Annotated in this window: 20 protein-coding genes; 9 read left to right on the top strand and 11 right to left on the bottom strand. The window is 62.6% G+C overall.

Annotated features, from left to right (window positions below):
* The first annotated feature begins 80 nt into the window (after positions 1 to 80).
* The 3 genes from hslV (at position 81) to BBF93_RS06130 (ending at position 3,260) form a co-directional block, all read left to right on the top strand.
* Complete coding sequence (gene hslV / locus BBF93_RS06140; RefSeq protein WP_035599541.1) at positions 81 to 638, top strand: ATP-dependent protease subunit HslV; 558 nt, start codon at positions 81 to 83, stop codon at positions 636 to 638.
* Positions 639 to 750: 112 nt separating this feature from the next.
* The gene (gene hslU / locus BBF93_RS06135; RefSeq protein WP_035599369.1) at positions 751 to 2,055 is read left to right on the top strand and encodes an ATP-dependent protease ATPase subunit HslU; all 1,305 of its coding nucleotides are present in this window, start codon (positions 751 to 753) and stop codon (positions 2,053 to 2,055) included.
* A gap of 86 nt (positions 2,056 to 2,141) precedes the next feature.
* Entirely contained in the window at positions 2,142 to 3,260 is a 1,119-nt protein-coding gene (locus BBF93_RS06130) for a hypothetical protein (RefSeq protein WP_114105320.1), read from the top strand.
* A gap of 19 nt (positions 3,261 to 3,279) precedes the next feature.
* Here the strand turns inward: BBF93_RS06130 and BBF93_RS06125 are convergent, their stop codons facing one another.
* Together BBF93_RS06125 and BBF93_RS06120 are read right to left on the bottom strand one after the other, a co-directional pair.
* Positions 3,280 to 3,621: a helix-turn-helix domain-containing protein gene (locus tag BBF93_RS06125; RefSeq protein WP_035599363.1), complete on the bottom strand. Its 342-nt coding sequence runs from the start codon at positions 3,619 to 3,621 to the stop codon at positions 3,280 to 3,282.
* Between the two features lie 69 nt (positions 3,622 to 3,690).
* Positions 3,691 to 4,689 carry an adenosine kinase gene (locus tag BBF93_RS06120; RefSeq protein ID WP_114107014.1) on the bottom strand — a complete coding sequence of 333 codons (999 nt, stop codon included), beginning with the start codon at positions 4,687 to 4,689 and terminating at the stop codon, positions 3,691 to 3,693.
* A 146-nt stretch (positions 4,690 to 4,835) separates the two neighbouring features.
* Here BBF93_RS06120 and BBF93_RS06115 point away from each other — a divergent pair, with 146 nt between their 5' ends.
* Positions 4,836 to 5,714, top strand: a complete 879-nt coding sequence (locus tag BBF93_RS06115; protein ID WP_114105319.1) for a RimK family alpha-L-glutamate ligase — start codon at positions 4,836 to 4,838, stop codon at positions 5,712 to 5,714.
* Here the strand turns inward: BBF93_RS06115 and BBF93_RS06110 are convergent.
* From BBF93_RS06110 to nth, 3 genes are all read right to left on the bottom strand, one after another.
* Positions 5,711 to 6,064, bottom strand: coding sequence for a hypothetical protein (locus BBF93_RS06110; protein ID WP_114105318.1), 354 nt, complete (start codon positions 6,062 to 6,064; stop codon positions 5,711 to 5,713). The genes BBF93_RS06115 and BBF93_RS06110 overlap by 4 nt on opposite strands.
* Before the next feature lie 12 nt (positions 6,065 to 6,076).
* The gene (locus BBF93_RS06105; protein WP_114105317.1) at positions 6,077 to 7,747 is read right to left on the bottom strand and encodes a S41 family peptidase; all 1,671 of its coding nucleotides are present in this window, start codon (positions 7,745 to 7,747) and stop codon (positions 6,077 to 6,079) included.
* 61 nt (positions 7,748 to 7,808) lie between these two features.
* A complete protein-coding gene (gene nth / locus BBF93_RS06100; protein ID WP_114105316.1) occupies positions 7,809 to 8,573 on the bottom strand; it encodes an endonuclease III in 765 nt (254 codons plus the stop codon).
* A gap of 72 nt (positions 8,574 to 8,645) precedes the next feature.
* Between nth and BBF93_RS06095 the strand changes: the two genes are divergently transcribed.
* The 4 genes from BBF93_RS06095 (at position 8,646) to BBF93_RS06080 (ending at position 11,944) form a co-directional block, all read left to right on the top strand.
* Positions 8,646 to 9,107: a DUF2244 domain-containing protein gene (locus tag BBF93_RS06095; RefSeq protein WP_162786428.1), complete on the top strand. Its 462-nt coding sequence runs from the start codon at positions 8,646 to 8,648 to the stop codon at positions 9,105 to 9,107.
* 112 nt (positions 9,108 to 9,219) lie between these two features.
* Positions 9,220 to 10,551 (top strand): cytochrome P450, encoded by a 1,332-nt coding sequence (locus tag BBF93_RS06090; protein WP_233349291.1) that lies wholly within the window; start codon positions 9,220 to 9,222, stop codon positions 10,549 to 10,551.
* Positions 10,552 to 10,614: 63 nt separating this feature from the next.
* Complete coding sequence (locus BBF93_RS06085; protein ID WP_114105314.1) at positions 10,615 to 11,286, top strand: nitroreductase; 672 nt, start codon at positions 10,615 to 10,617, stop codon at positions 11,284 to 11,286.
* A gap of 49 nt (positions 11,287 to 11,335) precedes the next feature.
* The gene (locus tag BBF93_RS06080) at positions 11,336 to 11,944 is read left to right on the top strand and encodes a DUF1287 domain-containing protein (protein ID WP_114107012.1); all 609 of its coding nucleotides are present in this window, start codon (positions 11,336 to 11,338) and stop codon (positions 11,942 to 11,944) included.
* Between the two features lie 9 nt (positions 11,945 to 11,953).
* On the opposite strand, the gene BBF93_RS06075 is transcribed toward BBF93_RS06080, so the two are convergent.
* The 6 genes from BBF93_RS06075 to BBF93_RS06050 all read right to left on the bottom strand — a co-directional run bounded on the left by BBF93_RS06075 (position 11,954) and on the right by BBF93_RS06050 (position 17,653).
* Entirely contained in the window at positions 11,954 to 12,658 is a 705-nt protein-coding gene (locus tag BBF93_RS06075) for a 4'-phosphopantetheinyl transferase superfamily protein (protein WP_114105313.1), read from the bottom strand.
* A gap of 24 nt (positions 12,659 to 12,682) precedes the next feature.
* Positions 12,683 to 13,666, bottom strand: coding sequence for an SMC-Scp complex subunit ScpB (gene scpB, locus BBF93_RS06070; protein WP_084324318.1), 984 nt, complete (start codon positions 13,664 to 13,666; stop codon positions 12,683 to 12,685).
* A gap of 10 nt (positions 13,667 to 13,676) precedes the next feature.
* A complete protein-coding gene (locus tag BBF93_RS06065) occupies positions 13,677 to 14,510 on the bottom strand; it encodes a ScpA family protein (protein ID WP_114105312.1) in 834 nt (277 codons plus the stop codon).
* Complete coding sequence (nagZ, locus tag BBF93_RS06060; RefSeq protein WP_035599529.1) at positions 14,507 to 15,541, bottom strand: beta-N-acetylhexosaminidase; 1,035 nt, start codon at positions 15,539 to 15,541, stop codon at positions 14,507 to 14,509. Before nagZ ends, BBF93_RS06065 begins: the two co-directional genes overlap by 4 nt.
* Before the next feature lie 4 nt (positions 15,542 to 15,545).
* Positions 15,546 to 16,364, bottom strand: coding sequence for an SPOR domain-containing protein (locus tag BBF93_RS06055; protein WP_162786427.1), 819 nt, complete (start codon positions 16,362 to 16,364; stop codon positions 15,546 to 15,548).
* Between the two features lie 116 nt (positions 16,365 to 16,480).
* Positions 16,481 to 17,653, bottom strand: coding sequence for a deoxyguanosinetriphosphate triphosphohydrolase (locus tag BBF93_RS06050; RefSeq protein ID WP_114105310.1), 1,173 nt, complete (start codon positions 17,651 to 17,653; stop codon positions 16,481 to 16,483).
* A 27-nt stretch (positions 17,654 to 17,680) separates the two neighbouring features.
* Between BBF93_RS06050 and erpA the strand changes: the two genes are divergently transcribed.
* The gene (erpA, locus tag BBF93_RS06045; RefSeq protein WP_114107011.1) at positions 17,681 to 18,022 is read left to right on the top strand and encodes an iron-sulfur cluster insertion protein ErpA; all 342 of its coding nucleotides are present in this window, start codon (positions 17,681 to 17,683) and stop codon (positions 18,020 to 18,022) included.
* Positions 18,023 to 18,235: the final 213 nt, after the last annotated feature.

Raw genomic sequence — 18,235 nt, 5'->3', positions numbered from 1 at the left:
AGTTATGTGACAATCTTCTGTATTTCCTGCCGCAGTCACCCTCTATTGCGCGCGCCCCTCAAAGACGCCATGTGTTCTGGATGACTAACCCTCAGGATTCAAAGGCCATCTGGCACGGAACGACGGTGCTCGCCGTGCGCAAGAATGGCAAACTCGTGATGCTCAGCGACGGACAGGTGTCGATGGGCCAGACCATAATGAAGGGCAATGCCCGCAAGGTGCGCCGGATTGCCGGCGGGGCGATTCTTGCCGGTTTTGCCGGGGCGACTGCCGATGCGTTCACCCTGTTCGAGCGCCTGGAGGCGAAGCTGGAACGCTTCCCCGACCAGTTGCAACGAGCCGCTGTGGAGCTGGCCAAGGACTGGCGGACGGAGAAATACCTCCAGAAACTTGAAGCCCTGCTGATCGTGGCGGACAAGCACAGCACGCTGGTGATTACCGGGGCGGGCGATGTGCTGGAGCCGGAACATCCGGTCGTGTCCATTGGCTCAGGCGGCAATTATGCGCTGGCAGCGGCCCGTGGCCTCTATGACTATGAGAACGACGCCGAAGTGATCGGCCGCAAGGCGATGCAGATTGCTGCCGATATCTGCGTTTACACCAACAGCCATTTCAGTGTGGAAACGCTGGACGTTTAGGCGCTGGCGAAAAACTCCAACGGTTTCTCCAACGAGACCGCCTCTTTCTTCAATGAACCTCCCTCGGCGCCGCCCTCAGAGGTGCCAGGCAGAGACAGACGAAACGGACTTCATGAAACACCTGACGCCCCGAGAAATCGTTGCCGAACTTGACCGCCACATCGTTGGCCAGAACGCCGCCAAGCGCGCCGTGGCCATTGCCCTGCGCAACCGCTGGCGGCGCAAGCAGGCGCCGGAAAACCTGCGCGGCGAGATCACGCCCAAGAATATCCTGATGATCGGACCGACGGGCGTGGGCAAGACCGAGGTTTCCCGCCGCCTCGCGCGCCTTGCCAATGCGCCTTTCCTGAAGGTGGAAGCCACGAAGTTCACCGAGGTGGGCTATGTGGGACGGGATGTGGAGCAGATCGTGCGGGATCTGGTGGAGGCAGCTGTTTCCATGATCCGCGAGCAGAAGCGGGCCGGTGTGGAACAGGCCGCGCGCGACAAGGCCGAGGAACGCCTGCTGGACGCCCTCGTCGGCGCCGAAGCACAGGCCTCTACCCGCGAAGTGTTCCGCCGCAAGCTGCGCGCGGGAGAGCTGGACGACAAGGAAGTCGACATCGACTTTGCCGACACGAACAATCCCATGCAGATGCTGGACATCCCCGGACAGGGCGGATCGATGAGCATGATCAATCTGGGCGACATGCTGGGCAAGGCCATGGGAGGGCGCACGCGCCGTGTACGGACGACCGTGCGCGAGGCGGCAAAGCCGCTGGTGACCGAGGAAGCCGACAAGCTGGTGGATGAAGACCAGATCGTGCGCGAGGCGGTTTCGGCTGTGGAGGAAGACGGAATCGTGTTCCTCGACGAGATCGACAAGATTGCCGCGCGCAAGGACCGGGGCGGCGCGGATGTAAGCCGCGAAGGCGTGCAGCGCGACCTCTTGCCCCTGATCGAAGGCACCACCGTTTCGACCAAGCGCGGCGCGGTGAAAACCGATCATATCCTGTTTATCGCTTCGGGCGCGTTTCACGTTTCCAAGCCGTCCGACCTGCTGCCCGAACTGCAGGGGCGGTTGCCGATCCGGGTGGAATTGGAGCCGCTGACGCGGGACGACCTGCGCCGCATCCTGGTGGAACCGCAGGCGAGCCTCATCCGCCAGTATGAAGCGCTGATGGCAGCCGAAAACGTGACCCTGACCTTTGAGGACGCCGCCATCGACCGGATTGCCGACCTGGCCGAAGCCGTGAACAAGACCATCGAGAATATCGGGGCACGCCGCCTGCAGACGATCCTTGAGCGGCTGCTGGATGAAATCAGCTTTGACGCGCCGGACAAGGCCGGCGAGACCTTTGTGATCACGGCGAGCTATGTGGACGAAAAAGTCAGCACGCTGGCGGGGAATGCGGACCTCTCGAAGTTTATCCTCTAGGCCGATCCGTAGTTTTCCTTATTGAGAGGCGTCCTCTTCGGAATGAACTGTTCTCACGTTGAAGCAGATCAACGGGAGGCCTTGTCATGCTGTATGTGGATACCCCAACCCCTCAGGATATTGCCCGGCTGAATGCCGCGCGCGGGGATGTGTGCATCTCCATCTATGTACCGACGACTCCGCTGACCCAGCGCATTGGCGAATCGCGGCTGAAATTCCGTCATCTGATCAGTGAAGCGGCCGATCAGGCGCGCGCAGCGGGCCACGCCAAGCGGGAAGTCGGCCTCGCCGAGATCGCCCTGCTGCACCTTGCCGAGGACGACCATTTCTGGCGCGTGCAGGCAAACAGCCTGGCTGTATTTGCCACCCCTTCAGGGGTGACCAGCTTCCGGCTGGCCAACAAGCTGGCGCCCTCAACGGAGGTGGCCGACCGGTTTCACCTGCTGCCGCTCATGCGCGCGGTGACCTTTCCGCACGAAGCGTTTGTTCTGGCGCTGTCTGAGAAAGGCGTGCGGCTGGTGCAGGTGTTTTCCGACATGCCGGCAAAGAAGGTGAAGGTGCCGGGCCTGCCGAAGGACGCGGCAAGCCATGCGGGCAAAACGACGATCAACGACAAATCTTCCTTCACCCGGATTCATGGCGAGGAAGGACAGCGGATCCGTCACCTCTCATATCTGCGGGCGATTGATGCGGCCCTGCGCCCCATCCTGGCGGGACGGGATACGCCGCTGATCGTCGCCGCTGTTGATCCGCTGGCGCATCTCTATCCGCATGTGAATACCTATCACCGGATGGCGCATGACCAGATCCGCGTCAGCCCCGACGCCGTGAAAGACAATGAGCTGGCACGCCTCTCCGTACCGGTTCTGGATGGTGTGTATGCTGAAGACCTGTTCAAGGCAGCGCAGGTGTTCGAGCAGCATTCCTCAAACGGGCGGACAGCTACCGACCTGACCGACGTGGCCCGCGCCGCGACCTATGGAGCGGTGGACACGCTGTTTGCAGATATGAACGACACCCGCCCCGGCCTGATTGACGACAAGGGCCACGTGACCTTCGCCAAGGTGGATACGGCAGACAACTACCGGCTGGTGGATGAAGTGGCGCGCCGGGTGATCGTCAATGGCGGCAAGGTGTTTGCCGTGCGCGCCGGCGAAGTTCCCGGCGGGCGCTCGGTGGGCGCTATCCTGCGCTATCCGGTTTGATGCCGGGCGGCCCCGGCGGTCAGCCTTCCAGGGCGGCGCGGCGGATGGGCAGGTGCTTCTTGCCCCATTCCTTCATGATCGTCAGGGCGGGGCGCAGCTCCTCGCCCTTGGCGGTCAGCACATAATCGTAGCGTTTTGGCGAAGTGGAATAGGCGCGGCGCTCCAGGATACCCACTTCCACCAGGCGTTTGAGCCGGTCTGCCAGGATATGCCGGGTCATGCCCCCTGACTCGGCAAACTCCTCGAACTTGGTTTTGCCGAGGAAACAATCCCGCAGGATCAGCAGAGTCCAACGGTCTCCAACGACGGACAGGGTCCGCGCGACCGGGCACCAGTTATCGTTCAGTTCTGACCATTTCATGCGGCAACTGTACCGCAGATAAACGAAAGTTCCAGAAAGAAACGCTAGGTTTCAGGAATAATCCGTACCCTAAACACGAATACCGGCGGCTTCGGCCAGATCGCTGTAGGAGACGGCGGGGCGCGGGCCGATATGACCGATCACTTCAGCCGCCGCGATATGGCCAAGGCGCGCGCAGGTGGCGAGTGGCAGGCCGCGGGCCACACCAAAGAGGAAACCAGCGGCATACTGATCGCCCGCGCCGGTGGTATCGACTACAGCGTCCACAGGCTCAGCCGGGATCATGATCGGATCGCCATCGCCGAACACGATGGAGCCTTTCTCGCTCCGGGTAACCGCCGCGACCGCACAATCGGCGTGCAGCGCCTTCAGGGCCGCATCAAAATCTTCGGTTTCGTAAAGTGAGAGAAGCTCAGCTTCATTGGCGAACACGATATCGGCAAAACCCTTCACGAGGTGGCGGAAGCTGGCCCGGTGCCGGTCAACACAGAACTTGTCGGACAGGGTGACGGCGACCTTGCGACCGGCCGCCTTGGCAATCTCGGCGGCATGAACGAAGGCTTCCTTGGCCTCGTCGCGGTCAAACAGATAGCCTTCAAGATAAAGGATCTGCCCGCTGCGCACGAGGTCGGCATCGACATCTTCCTTCGAGAAGAGGACCGAAGCCCCGAGGAAGGTGTTCATGGAACGGTGGCCGTCAGCGGTGACGAAGATGATCGAGCGGGCCGTTGCCGGGCCCTCTTCCAGCGGGCGCGTGTGGAAGGGCACGCCAGCCTTCATCATCTCGCGCATGAACTGGTGGCCGAGCTCATCATTGGAGATCTTGCCGATATAGGCTGCCTTGCCGCCGAAGCTGGAGAGGCCGGCGATCGTGTTGGCGCCCGAGCCACCCGAGGTGATCACCGCATCTTTTGCCAGCCCCGTCAGCTCTTCGGCGCGCGGTTCCTCGATCAGCTGCATGACGTCCTTGTGGATGCCATGGCGGGTGAGGAACGCATCGTCTGCGCGGGCAAGAACATCCACGATGGCATTGCCGAGGCCGACGACGTCGAATTTTGCTGCGGTCACTGGGGGCGGCTCCTCGAAACTCATTAAAACTCAGGCGTTCCGCGCCTTGCCAGACACAGCGCGTGGACACAAGACCCGCAGGCCGCTAGAGCGCAGCGCAGGCCGGGGCCTGCCCCTTTCTCCAGCGAAAACGATCTGTCCCTCCCATGAAAAAAGTCGCCTATCTTGCCAGCCGTGTTACCATTCCGGGCTCCATGATCCGCCGGACGGATGCTTTCGAGCATGACTTCATGATGGACGCCCTGCGCAGCCCTTTCCGCGCGCGCGGCCTGGAAGTGGTGGATGTGTGCTGGGACGACCCGAAGGTGGACTGGACCCAGTTTGAGGCCGCCATCATCGGCACAACCTGGGACTATTGGGATCGCCTCGAGGAATTCCTCGCCGCGCTGGACGCCATCGGCAAACAGACGCGGCTTTATAATCCGGCAGACCTCGTGCGCTGGAATTCACGCAAAACCTATCTGCGCGATCTGGAAGCCAAGGGCGCCAGGCTGATCCCGACACTCTGGCTCGACACATGCGGGGAGGCCGAAGCGAAGGCCGCGTTCGATGCGCTGGGCGCGGATACGGTTGTGTTCAAGCGGCAGGTGGGCGCGGGCGCCAAGGACCAGCACAAGCTGAGCCGGGGCGAGGCGGTCCCGCAAATGAAACATCCGATGATGGCGCAACCCTTCCTGCCGATGATCCAGAAGGAGGGCGAGCTTTCTTTCATCTTCATCGACGGGGAATTCTGCCATGCGCTGATCAAGCGCGCGCAGCCGGGCGACTATCGCATCCAGTCAAGCTATGGCGGGCGGGAGGAAGGTCTGCATCCGTCTGCGGACGATCTTGCTGCCGCGCGCACCATTCTGAGCGCGCTGGATGAGGCGCCGCTCTATGGCCGCGTCGACATGCTGCGCGGGGAAGATGGCGCCTTGCTGCTGATGGAACTGGAAGTGATTGAGCCCTACCTCTATCCCAAGGAAGGGCCAGACTTGGGCGAGCGGATGGCGGCGGCCGTGGCGAAACGGATCGGCGCCGCCTAGTTCGCTCCAGCCGGCGTGCAGGCAATGCCCGTCAGCGGGAACATTTCACCGCTCTGGCGTTCGCGGACATAGCAATCCCCGTCCATCAGAACGATGTCGAAGATGGTCGGCATGGCGGGGCTGTTGCCTTCCAGGGGCCCCGGCCTGGGGGGCAGGACGGAAATGACCGACTCCTTTGTCAGGTCTCCGGGGCCGAGCTGGATCTGGGCGCGGTCGACCGCGGCGGCGAGAACGCCGGTCAGAACCGAGAGGGTTTCCGGAGAGGCGTCTGTCAGCGTCGCAGGCTGGGGCGAGGACTGGCAGGCCGCAATCCCGGCCAGCATGGAAATACTCAGGACACGGTATTTCATGACACCTAACTCCTATCTGCCATGGGGCATGGTCATGTCGCGGTTCGTTTCAAGCGTGGAGGGCGATGGCGGCCGCAGGGGGATGCCCCCGGAACCAGCGCTGCCATTCGCACTCGCCACAGCCGTGGTCGCCTGAGCGGATACCGCCGGGCAGGCCAGCGACCCGCGATAGCTCAGCGCAGCCGCCAGCAGGCGCTCGTTTTCATCGCCCAGCTCGCGCGAGAGGTCGTCGCTCACCTGGCAACCTGGAAGGCGCACGCCAAAGGAAGCGGCCGAATTGCTCGGAATGAAGCCGTCGGCATAATCCCCAAACCCCTGCCCGTTCACGCCCTGGAACTGGATGGTGTAGTAGGTCTCGCCGCAATTGTCGGTGGGATAGAAACCGAAAGGCTTTCCGCAGGTGGTGTTGCCGATAAGGATCACTTCCACGCCAATGCCGCGCAGGCCGTTCACCACAGCCTCGCTGGCGCTGCAGGTGGACCCCGTAGACAGGACAAAGACACGCGGCAGGTTGAGCGATGGCAGCGGCGTTCCATCCGGCACCGTGAAACCGACGCCCGTTGAATAGAACGGGATCGGATTATTGACTGCCCCGGTTACAGGATTGCGGTTTCCGGCGGCGGCATTGAAACGGAGCTGCTCAAACACCTGATTGCGCGTGCGTGTTTCGCCGGCGATCATGTAGCTGAGCTGGGACGCCACGGCGAGGAGGCCGCCCCCATTGTAGCGCAGGTCCAGCACCAGATCGCTGACACCCGCCGTCTGCATGGCCGCCATGGCATCGTAGATGTCGCGCTCACTGGCATAGGGGCTGAACGTGTTGAACAGGATATACCCGACATTGCCGGTGGGCGTGCTGATGATCCGGGTACGGTTGACGGGCTTGGAAGACAGGTTCACCGATGTGAGCGACACAGTGCGGGTTGCGCCGTCTGGGTCTTCCACCGTGAAGCTGTTCGTCAGCCCGGGCGTGGACGGAAACAGGGCGGCATTCAGCTGGTTGATGTCGGAGGGCGAATTCGTGCTCACCAGATCAATGCCGTTGATCCGGAGGATGCGTGAGCCACGCTCGAAATTCGGTTGGCCGCTGACCATTGTGGAAGCCGGCGAGTTCGGCTCTGTATACCGGATACGGAAATCGCGCGGGGGCGTTGTCGAGAACGCAATATAGCTGGCCCCGTAGGTCGCCGTGGGCGCAGCATTGCGGGCGGCCAGATATTCCTCCGTAGGCTCACTGAAATGGAAATCGTCTTTCTCCTTGCCCGAGGGGGTGGTGGCAAAGGTGCGCAACACGGCGAAATAATCCAGCCGGTTGGTGAAGTTCGCCGGATTCCGGTCGGTTACTTCAGTGTTCCAGAGATAGGTCTCGTTGGTCCATGAGCGCAGCCAGAAACGCTCTTCCAGCGCGGTGCCCTGTACATCGGGATAGGTGTTGCCTTCGATGTCCCGGCCGACGCGGCGGACCTCGCAGCGGTTCTTGAACGTGCTGGCGGGCTGATAGACGCCCTGCGTCCAGGTTGGCCCGGCAACCGGCGGAGGCGGTGGTGGCGGTGAAGCAGCGCCGCCCCCACTGCTGCCACCGCCACCGCCTCCACAGGCCGATAACCAGACGGGCATGCCAAGGGTCAGCAAGGCGAGCGCCAACGCTTTCATGGAACCAGCCTTGGTGAGCCTGTTACGCATGGCATTCTTCCCTCTCGATACCCTTTGGAAAAGGTTTGCCGAGCCGGACGCCAACGTCAATTCATATTGCGCCTGAAGGTGGTTTACGGGGTTTTTTCGGCCCCAGCGCCGCGCGGGCGGCGGGGTCTGGCGTCTTCGGCTTGAAGGCACAGAGATCGGCGATCACACAATGCCAGCATTCGGGTGTGCGCGCCTTGCAGACATAGCGCCCGTGCAGGATCAGCCAGTGATGGGCGCCCTTCTTGAATTCGAGCGGCGTGATGCGCTCAAGGCCCGCCTCGACATGATCGGGCGTTTTGCCCGGCGCGAGCCCCGTTCTGTTGGAAACGCGGAAGATATGGGTGTCGACAGCAATGGTCGGCTCGCCAAAGGCTTCGTTCATCACGACATTCGCCGTCTTGCGGCCGACGCCCGGCAGGGTAGTCAGCTCATCTCGGGTGCGCGGCACCTCGCCCCCGAACTCGTCGAGGATCTTCTGGCTGAGCGCGATGACGTTCTTTGCCTTGTTGCGCCAGAGCCCGATGGTCTTGATGTAACCGGCGACGCCCGCTTCCCCCAGCGCAAGCATTTTCTCCGGTGTATCCGCGACCGCAAACAGCTTGCGCGTGGCCTTGTTCACGCCAACGTCTGTGGCCTGCGCCGAGAGGGCGACGGCCACCAGCAATGTAAACGGATTGACGAACTCCAGCTCGGTGCGCGGATCGGGCCGGTCTGCAGCCAGCGCGGCGAACAGTTCGGCCGCCTTGGCACGGGTGAATTTCGAGCGCGGGGTGGCGCGGGCGGTCTTTTTGGCGGGTTTGGCAGCATCTGGCATGATGTGAGGCATAGAGCGCCCTTTTCCCGGCGCAAGGGCGTGTTATCTCTTCAACGTATGCTTCCCGCAGAAGAAACGGTTTACATGGACGCTGTGCTGACGCCCAACCGGTCGCTCAGCCGGCAGGGCTTTATCATCGCCATGGCCGCCATCGCCTTCACCTTTTTCATGACCGGGCTGATGTTCTGGTCGATGGGGGCCGGGCCTATCCTGGGCTTCATGGGGCTGGACATTGCTGCCATCTGGCTGGCTTTCCACATCTCCTACAAGCGGCAGCGGGAAGAAACCCGCGTGACCGTAACCGCCCGAGCCATCCACCTGCATCACAAGGATGCCAAAGGCCGGGAAAAGCACGCAGAAGTGCCCTCTGCCTTTGCCCGGGTGGAGCTGGAAGAGCCTGCCCGGCCGACCAGCTGGCTGCGAATCGAGCATGGCAAAACCGCCTGGATCATTGGCCGTTTCCTGACGCCGACAGAGCGGAGTTCCTTCGCCGAAGCCCTCCGCCAGGCCCTTCTGGCGGCCCGAGCCGAGCGCCATCCTGCCTGAACCGCAAAAAAATGACGCAAGCGTCATGGTTTTTTCAAAAAGCCTGTGTTAAAACTTTCCCCAGCGACGCGATACGCCCCGCCAAGAGGGTGGGATTCCTGGAGGATTGAATATGGCCGCCGACACCGTTTCTTTCGTCAATCACCCCGCGCTTCAGCGCCCGAAGGTGACGGAGCGCGAACCGCTCCATCCGCACAACTACCGCTTCGGGGCAGAGATTCCCCCTGCTTCTGAGGTTGATCTGACGACGCTCGACCTGATCGATGGCGAGCTGTGGCGCCAGGGCAGATACTGGGACCGCTTCGAGCGCCTGCGCAATGAAGACCCGGTTCACTATTGCCCGGACAGCTTCCCCGGCCCGTTCTGGTCGATCACCCGCTATGACGACGTGATGGCGATCGACACCGATCACAAACGCTTCTCCTCAAGCTGGGAATATGGCGGCATCACCCTGGGCTCGCCGATCAGCGACTTTGAAATGCCGATGTTCATCGCGATGGACGAGCCGCGCCACTCTGAGCAGCGCAAGACCGTTCAGCCCGCCGTCGCGCCGGACATGCTGAAGGTCTACGAGCCGCTGATCCGCTCGCGCACCCAAGGTCTGCTCGACACCCTGCCCGTCAACGAGCCGTTCGACTGGGTGGACAAGGTTTCCGTTGAGCTGACCACGATGATGCTGGCCACGCTGTTCGACTATCCGTTCGAGCGCCGCCGCGACCTGACGCACTGGTCTGACGTGGCCACTGGCATGCACAATCCCGACATCTGCCCCGGCGGTGAGGAAGAGTGGAAAGCCACGATGATGAACTGTCTGATGACGTTCATGGGCATCTTCCAGGAACGCCAGCAACAGCCGCTGAAGCCGGACCTGATGAGCCTTCTGGCCCATGGCGAGAAGACGAAGAACATGACGCCGATGGAACTGCTCGGCAACGTCATCCTGCTGATCGTGGGCGGCAACGACACGACCCGCAACTCGATGACCGCCTCGGTCTATGCGCTCAACAAGTTCCCGAAGGAATACGAGAAGCTGAAGGCTGATCCGTCGATCATTCCGAACATGGTTTCCGAGACGATCCGCTGGCAGACGCCGCTCGCCTATATGCGCCGCACCGCGCTGGAAGATGTCGAGATGCACGGCAAGACCATCAAGAAAGGCGACCAGGTTGCCATGTGGTATGCCTCGGCCAACCGGGACGAGCGTTTCTGGGACAAGCCGAACGAGTATATCATCGACCGTCCGGAAGCCCGCCGCCACATCTCCTTCGGCTTCGGCATCCACCGCTGCGTGGGCAACCGCCTGGCCGAGCTACAGCTACGCATTCTCTGGGAAGAGCTCATGGAGCGGTTCGAGCATGTCGAAGTGCTGGCCGAACCGTCGCTGAACCAGAACGCCTTCGTGAAGGGCTACACCTGGATGCCGGTCGTGCTTCACCCAAAGTAAGGCTTGGCGACCGCCACGGCACCTGATTAGACCTCCTGTCAGATCTGACAGGAGGTTTTTTTCATGGACGTTACCCAAGCCGTCGAGCAGCGGATTTCAACGCGCGGGTTCCTGCCCGATCCCCTGCCGCTGGAAGAGGTCAAAGCCTGGCTGACGACAGCCCAGCGCGCGCCTTCGGGCGGCAATACCCAGCCCTGGCGTGTCATCGTCGTCACGGGCGCGGAGAAGGACAAGGTGATCGAGATCGCCCAGGCCAAGCTCGCCACCAATCCGGCCGGCGAGCCGACCGACCGGCCGATCTATCCCAAGGGCCTTTGGGAACCCCACGAAGCGCGCCGCCGCCGCGTCGGCGAGATGCTGTATGAAGCCCTCGAGATTCCGCGCGAGGACAAGGCCGGGCGCCTGCGCTGGTTTGCCAACAATTTCCGTTTCTTCGGCTCGCCGGTGGCGGTGTTCCTCGTCATCGACGAGCGGATGGGCCATGGGCAGTGGGGCCATGCCGGCATGTATCTGCAGACGCTTGCCCTGTTGGCTGAAGAGCGCGGCTGGGGCACCTGTTTCCAGGAATGCTGGGGCATCCTGCGCCCGACGCTGAAAGAACATTTCGGCCTTGGGCCGACGGAAATGGTCTGGTGCGGCGTGGCCGTGGGCAAGCCGGACCCGAACGAGAAGGCCAATACGCTGCGCGCCGAGCGCGCGCCCCTGGAAGAAGTGGCCGAATTTCGCGGGTTCTAGCCGCGCCTTCGCCTAAATCCTGCCGCAAGGGCGCGGTTTGATCCGTATCATGATCACGCGCCGCGCCCTTCTGGCTACGGGCCTTGCCTTGCCCTTGCTGCCTGCAGCAGGGTTTGCCGAGCCGGCACGAGACTGGACGGACAAACTGCTGCGCGCCGCGCGAACGCAGATCGGCGTGACGACCGGCTACGATCCGGCGTATGTGACGCTGGGCTATCCCGGCGGCGATGTGCCCCGCAAAACCGGTGTGTGTACGGATGTCATCATCCGCGCCTATCGGGATGCGTTCGATGTGGACCTTCAGCAGCTGGTCCATGCCGACATGAAGGCGAACTTCTCAAGCTATCCCGGAACATGGGGGCTCACCCGCGCTGACCGGAACATCGACCATCGCCGCGTGCCCAATCTGGAGCGCTATTTCACCCGGCAGGGCCTGAAACGCGAAGCGCCGGGGCGGCGGGAAGACTGGCAGGCGGGCGACCTTGTGACGATGCGCCTTGGCGGGCGCCTGCCCCATATCGCGATCTTCTCAGGCTATGATCCGCTTACGGATCGCGCGCTCTACATCCACAATATTGGTGGGGGCACGCGGGAGGAAGAAATCCGCACCGACTATGACAGCCCAATGCGCTTCCGCTTTCCGCCGCCCGAGGCCTGAGCAGGGCCGTTACTCCCCGAAGGACCAGGACTGAAGGTTGAGGCGCAGCGGCCTCTGCGTTCTCACGGCAACGGCGCCCGCAAACCCGTCTTTCGGATGGAAGGCCGCGAGTTGCCAGGCCTGGGTGTCTTCATCCTTCCAGTCAGCGGAGACAAGACGCGGCGTTTCTGGCCGGGAGATGTCGATAGTAAAACTTCGTCCGGAGACCGAAAGCCCGGTGCCGAGCGCTTTGAGAACCGCTTCCTTTGCCGTCCAGTAGCGATAGAAAACCACCGCGCGGGCGTCTTCCGGCGCTGCCTCCAGCGCCGCGATCTCCGTCTTCGAGAACACCATCCCTGCCACGCCTTCGGGCAACGCCTTGATCTGCTCCACATCAACCCCGACGGCGGCCTCACTGACAGAAAACGCCCCCAGGGACTCGCTGTGACTGAGATTGAACGAGCACGGACTATCTACCCCTGCCAGCTCGGGGCGCCCATGAGGGCCGAGCGCAAAGACAGGTGTCTGCGGGGAAACACCAAGTACTGACGCGAGTATACCCCTCATGCCCGCTCGCGCGGCAATCCAGCGGCATTGTAGCTGTGGCGTGACAAAGGCGCTTGCGCGCTTGCGTTCTTCCCCGGTCAGCCAGGCAGACAGCTTCGCCGCCAGAGCCTCATCAATATCGAGACTCCAGGTCCACACATCGACAGGCAGGTCACCGGAAGCCGTCACAGAAAGGTTCCTTTCAGGCCCGCGCTATTCGTCGTCGCGCCAGGTGTCCATGGGCTGCTGAGGCACGCGCGTTTCCTTTCGCAGGCGCATCACGGCCGCCTTGATGTCCGCGCCGTCGAACTCGTCGACCTCTTCCTGCGTGCGCTCTGGCGCGCGGGTATAGGCGAACACACTGACGGCCCCGTCTTCTTCAAACTCGTCCTCATCGGACGCCTCAGGTTCAGAAGGCGCAACTTCCTCCGCAAGCGGACCTTCCTCGGCGGCCACTTCTTCTTCCGTCACAAAATCCGTGACGAAAGATTCAGTATCAGCCAGTTCGCCCAGATCATTGATGAGCACATCATCTTCGGTCAGCGCTTCCTCATCGGGCATCTGGAAGCCTGCCGGGATCACATCGGAGAGCAGCCCTTCAGCTTCAAGATCAGCCTTGCCGGGCAGCGTATCCAGGCTTTCGAGGCCGAAATGCTCGAGAAACTTGTCGGTCGTGCCATAGCAGATCGGCAGGCCCGGCGTCTTGCGGCGCCCGCGCGTGCGCACCCAGCCGGTTTCCAGAAGCGTATCAATCACGGTCTTGGCAACAGCGACGCCGCGCACGGCCTCGATCTCCGCGCGCGTCACCGGCTGGCCATAAGCGATGATGGCGAGCGTTTCCAGGGCGGCCTGGCCCAGCTTTTTCTGAACCTGACGCTCTTCCACGAACAGCCAAGAAAGATCCTGCGCCGTCTGGAAGCGCCACTTCCCTGCCACCTCAACAAGGTTCACGCCGCGCTTTGCATAGATGCCGCGCAGCGTCATCAGCACTTCACCAGCTTCGATGCCCTGCGGCAGCACCTGCGCCACCTGTTCGGCCGAGAGCGGCTGGCCAGCGGCAAACAAGACAGCTTCCGCGCGGCGCACGCCTTCGGCAAGCAGCTCTTCGCGCGAGCCCTCAAAGGCAGGCGTCGTCAGGCCAGGAAACTCTGCCTGCGGATCTTCAGAATTTTGAGTGTGCGCGGTGTCGTCAATCATGGCGTCCACCCTACGCTGTTGCCTTGGCCAGCTCCGGCGGGCGGGCGGCGACGCGGCGCATATAGATCGGCGCGAAATGCGTGTCCTGCCGCAGGTCCACTTCCCCGTCGCGCGTCAGCTCCAGCGCAGCAGAGAACACGCTGGCGGTCACCGAGCGTTCGGGCACTTCGGGGTTGATGTCGGTCATCGCGGTGCGGATGTCGGCCAGGCTTGCCCATTGATCGAGTTGCTCGCGCAGGCCGCGCAGCGTCGTGCGCGCCTGTTCGAGCGGCAGGACCAGCTGCTGCTCAATCCGATGCGGACGCTCCTTCTCGCGGCGGTCCCGGATGGTGCCGAGCGCCGTAGAGAGATCGTAGAGCGAGGCGGTATATTCCGTATGCTTCACAACCTTGGGCTGCTCGGTCTCGCCGCGCAGGAACACAACGCGGTCCAGAACCGGCCCGGCTTCCAGTTCTCGCACGGCCTGGCGCATCGCTTCGAGGCGTTTCAGGCGGAAGGACAGGCGCGCGGCCATTTCCTCGCCCGTCGGCTCGTCTTCCTCAAGCGCTTCAGGCTTGGGCAGCAGCAGGCGCGACTTCATGAAGGCAAGCCAGGAGGCCATCAGCAGGTAGTCTGCCGCAATATCGATCCGCTTCGTACGCGCATCCTCGACAAAGGCGAGATACTGCTCAGCCAGGCGCAGCATGGAAATCTGCAGCAGGTTCACCTTCTGGCGGCGGGCGAGTTCCAGAAGCAGGTGGAGCGGGCCTTCATAGCCGCCGATCTCGACATTGAAGATGTTGACGCCTTCAGCGTCTTCCGCGCCCGCAGACAGGGCATCAATCGAGATCGTTTCGCCGCTCATGCCATGGCTCCCGGCGGGGGGATCAGTTCATGAAACCGCTTCCAGGCAGGCGCCGGCTCAAAAGGCTGGGCCTTCTTCGCGATGGCGTCAGCCGCGGCAGCGCGCACGGCTGCCTTGCCGGAAAGGTGCGGCGCGGCCTTGGCCACTTCGGTCATCTCGGCGAGGATGGCATCGGCCTCCTTCAGGAAGCCCGAACAGTGCAGCAGCACATCGCAGCCCGCCGCGATCGACGCCGCTGCGCGCTCGGTAAGGGTGCCGCCCAACGCCTTCATGCCCAGATCATCCGTCATCAGGAGACCATCAAAGCCGATTCGGCCCCGGATGATGTCCTGAATCATGATCCTCGATACGGTGGCGGCCTTGCCGGGATCATAGGCTTCATAGGCGATGTGGGCCGTCATCGCCATCGGCGCATCGGCGACGCGGGCGAAGGCGTCGAAATCCTTGGCGAGTTCGTTCTGACCGGCCGTCACGCGGGGCAGTTCCAAATGACTGTCAGCCACCGAGCGGCCATGACCGGGAATGTGCTTGATGACGCCCGCAACGCCGCCAGCGGTGAGGCCGTCGAGGGCGGCGCGGGCAAGGTCTGCGGCCTGCTCGGGCTCTGTGCCGAAGGCCCGGTCCCCGATCACGTCATGCGCGCCGGGCACCGGCAGGTCGACGACCGGGGAGCAATCAGCATGGATGGAAAGCGCAGCCAGCTCGGATGCGATCAGGCGGTGGCCGAGCCATGTGGCCTCGCGGCCGAGCGCCTTGTCCTGCTGATAAAGCGCGGCATAGTCGGCACCACGCGGGAACAGCGGCCATTCAGGCGCCTTCAGGCGGGCCACGCGGCCGCCTTCCTGGTCGATGAAGATCAGCGTTTCGCGGCCTGTGGCGGTCCAGATATCTGCTACCAGCCGGCGCACCTGCATCCGCGACACGCAGGAGCGCCCCATCAGGATCACGGCCCACGGGTTTTCAGCTGCAAAGAGCGCAGCTTCGCCGGGGGTCAACTCCGGACCCGATACGCTGAGAATGCAGGCTTTCACCAATTTATCCCGTCACCACGATGCAGTTCGCCCCGGTTTCCTTGATCGCCTCGCAGAAAGCGACAGCTTCCGACCGTTCGGCGAAGGCGCCAACACGGAGGCGGTAGAAAACGCCTTCAGAGCCGAGGTCTGCCCGCTGAATGCGCTTCGAGGCGCCATGATACAGCTCCGGGGCCGAAGAGGTCACGCGCCGCCATGCAGTTTCTGCTGCTTCTTCCGAGCGCAGGGCGGCGATCTGGACCAGAAAAGTCCCGGATTCGGTGAAGGTGAAGCGCGCTTGCGAGGACAGCGGCGCGATGGGCTCCGGCGGCTTGATTGAGACGGCCGAAATCGGCTGCTTGGCTTCCGAGCCCGGCAAAGGCAGATCCGTGACCGGCAGGGGCTGCGGCGTAGGCGCCGCGGTGACGGTCTCTTCGGCCAGGGTTTCGGATGGAACCGGGCGCAGATCAGCCGGCGGGCCACCCGCAAGGGCGCCAGTTGCAGGCGTGGTGGCAGAGGCGAGCTTCATATCGGCTTCGGACCGCTGCGAAGCGTCCATGGCGTCGTAGAACTGCTTGTCGGTGTATTTCACCGGATTGCCGCCGGGGTCGGCGGGCAGCTGTTTGAAGGGCTGGGCCTCGGCGATCACGCTGGGCAGGCCATCGGTGGCGGGGCGCACGCCCTGCCGGTAGGTATTCCAGACAACGCCGCCGAAAATCAGCAGCACGCCAATCGCAAGGGTGAGGATAAGGGGTCCGCGCGCGGCTTCATCCTCGCGCACATCAAAGCCACGATAGTCGTCTTCAAACGGGTTTTCACGGCCTGCCATGTCCGATCGGCTCATGGGAGAACTCCTTGGAATCATTCACGTAGGTTAATTTTTAAGGGAGCTTCCTTAACGAGCCTTGAAGAGAGGCCCTTTCACCCGGTGGAAATGCCGTTTCCCGCTGCCCTTTTCCGCTAGGTAAGCGCGCTTGTATCAAACAGCCGGCGATACTCTTCCAGGGCATAGGTATCGGTCATTCCCGCCATGTAATCACACACGATGCGGGCCCTGCCGATGCCTTCTTCCCTGATGGCGGCGGCGTTCCAAGGCGGCGGCAGGGTTTGCGGCTCGTTCAGGAACACCTCGAACAGGTCTGCCAGCACGCGCTTGGCCTTCGAGCGCATCCGGTTGACCCGGTAATGCTTGTACATGCGGGAATAAAGGAACGTCCGCAGCGCGCGCTGCGGGCCTTCGAGGGCCTCAGAGAAGCCGATCAGCGGCTCGCCCAGCGCCCGCACTTCGGCGGCAGACTGGGGCTTGAGGCGTTTGAAGCGGGACCGGGTCTCGTCCACCAGATCGTTAATCCACAGGCCAATCAGGCGGCGGACAGCTTCATAGGTGACCATCCGGTCGTCCAGATCACGGTATTCCATCCGAACACCGCGAAAAATATCCCCAACTACAGGGAGTTCCATCAGATCATCGACAGTGAACAGGCCCGCGGCGATGCCATCGTCGATGTCGTGGTTGTTGTAGGCAATGTCGTCTGACAGGGCCGCGACCTGGGCTTCGGGGCCGGCGAACTGGTCGAGCTCCAAGTCTTCGAGGTGAGGAAAGTCCCTGAACGCAATGGGGAGGGCCGTGATGGGGGTGTCCGGCCCGGTCAGCGGGCCATTATGCTTGACGAGCCCTTCCAGCGTCTCCCAGGTCAAATTCAACCCGTTGAACCGGGGATAGCGGCGCTCCAGCCGGGTGACGATGCGCAGCGACTGCGCATTGTGATCAAAGCCTTCATAGGGCGCCATACAGGCGTCGAGCTGGTCTTCCCCCGCATGGCCGAACGGCGGATGGCCGAGATCATGGCTGAGGGCGAGGGTTTCGGCGAGGTCTTCATCCAGCCCCAACGTGCGCGCGATCGACCGGGAAATCTGAGCAACTTCAAGGGAGTGCGTCAGGCGCGTGCGGAAGTGATCACCCTCATGGGCAACAAAAACCTGGGTTTTCTGCTTCAGGCGGCGAAAGGCCGTGGCGTGGATAATCCGGTCCCTGTCCCGCTGGAACGGGGTCCGCGTGGCCGAAGGGGCCTCCTCAAAATAGCGCCCCCGGCTATCTTCGTGACGTGTTGCGTAAGGGGCTCTCTTTTCCATCAAGGAATTCGTCCTTATCTTATGCCCATGACCGAGACCACGACCCCGGATGTGACACTGACTGCGTCTGCTGCGAAGCGGATTAATGCGATTCTCGCCAAACAGGACGGCGCAGCCTTCCTGCGCGTGTCTGTGGAGGGGGGCGGATGTTCCGGCTTCTCCTACAAGTTTGACTTCGCGCCTGCTGCAAATGCGGATGATGTCGTGATCGAACGCGACGGGGCCCGCGTGCTGATCGACGAGATGAGCCTTGAGTTCCTGCAGGGCTCCGAGATCGATTTTTCGACCGAACTGATCGGCGCGGCGTTCAAGATCAAGAACCCGAACGCGACCGCCGCCTGCGGCTGCGGGACCAGTTTTTCGGTCTGAAAAAACTCTAAAAAACTCCAACTATTCCTCCAACGGCGAGGGCGAAAACTCCAACGGCGTTGGAGTTTTGTATGGCTGGATCGCGAACAACCCACGTTGCTCCCTCACTTCCCATTGCTTCGCAATGGGCCCCTCCTCTCCCAAGGGGAGAGGTTGGGGACTTCGCCGCAAGCACGACGCTAAACCCCTCTCCCTCCGGGAGAGGAGGTACCG

This window comes from Hyphomonas sp. CACIAM 19H1 (genome assembly GCF_003325995.1).
Classification (GTDB): domain Bacteria; phylum Pseudomonadota; class Alphaproteobacteria; order Caulobacterales; family Hyphomonadaceae; genus Hyphomonas; species Hyphomonas polymorpha.
Note: the sequence above shows the minus strand (reverse complement) of the source record. Positions and strands in the feature narration are given on the sequence as shown.

Coding starts and splice junctions, on each gene's coding strand:
- BBF93_RS06055 (WP_162786427.1), bottom strand. CDS start 16,364: ATGAGCCGATCGGACATGGCAGGCCGTGAAAACCCGTTTGAAGACGAC.
- hslV (WP_035599541.1), top strand. CDS start 81: ATGACTAACCCTCAGGATTCAAAGGCCATCTGGCACGGAACGACGGTG.
- BBF93_RS06105 (WP_114105317.1), bottom strand. CDS start 7,747: ATGCGTAACAGGCTCACCAAGGCTGGTTCCATGAAAGCGTTGGCGCTC.
- BBF93_RS06090 (WP_233349291.1), top strand. CDS start 9,220: ATGGCCGCCGACACCGTTTCTTTCGTCAATCACCCCGCGCTTCAGCGC.
- nth (WP_114105316.1), bottom strand. CDS start 8,573: ATGCCTCACATCATGCCAGATGCTGCCAAACCCGCCAAAAAGACCGCC.
- BBF93_RS06130 (WP_114105320.1), top strand. CDS start 2,142: ATGCTGTATGTGGATACCCCAACCCCTCAGGATATTGCCCGGCTGAAT.
- BBF93_RS06080 (WP_114107012.1), top strand. CDS start 11,336: ATGATCACGCGCCGCGCCCTTCTGGCTACGGGCCTTGCCTTGCCCTTG.
- hslU (WP_035599369.1), top strand. CDS start 751: ATGAAACACCTGACGCCCCGAGAAATCGTTGCCGAACTTGACCGCCAC.
- BBF93_RS06065 (WP_114105312.1), bottom strand. CDS start 14,510: ATGAGCGGCGAAACGATCTCGATTGATGCCCTGTCTGCGGGCGCGGAA.
- BBF93_RS06095 (WP_162786428.1), top strand. CDS start 8,646: ATGGACGCTGTGCTGACGCCCAACCGGTCGCTCAGCCGGCAGGGCTTT.
- BBF93_RS06115 (WP_114105319.1), top strand. CDS start 4,836: ATGAAAAAAGTCGCCTATCTTGCCAGCCGTGTTACCATTCCGGGCTCC.
- BBF93_RS06110 (WP_114105318.1), bottom strand. CDS start 6,064: ATGAAATACCGTGTCCTGAGTATTTCCATGCTGGCCGGGATTGCGGCC.
- BBF93_RS06050 (WP_114105310.1), bottom strand. CDS start 17,653: ATGGAAAAGAGAGCCCCTTACGCAACACGTCACGAAGATAGCCGGGGG.
- BBF93_RS06125 (WP_035599363.1), bottom strand. CDS start 3,621: ATGAAATGGTCAGAACTGAACGATAACTGGTGCCCGGTCGCGCGGACC.
- scpB (WP_084324318.1), bottom strand. CDS start 13,666: ATGATTGACGACACCGCGCACACTCAAAATTCTGAAGATCCGCAGGCA.
- BBF93_RS06085 (WP_114105314.1), top strand. CDS start 10,615: ATGGACGTTACCCAAGCCGTCGAGCAGCGGATTTCAACGCGCGGGTTC.
- erpA (WP_114107011.1), top strand. CDS start 17,681: ATGACCGAGACCACGACCCCGGATGTGACACTGACTGCGTCTGCTGCG.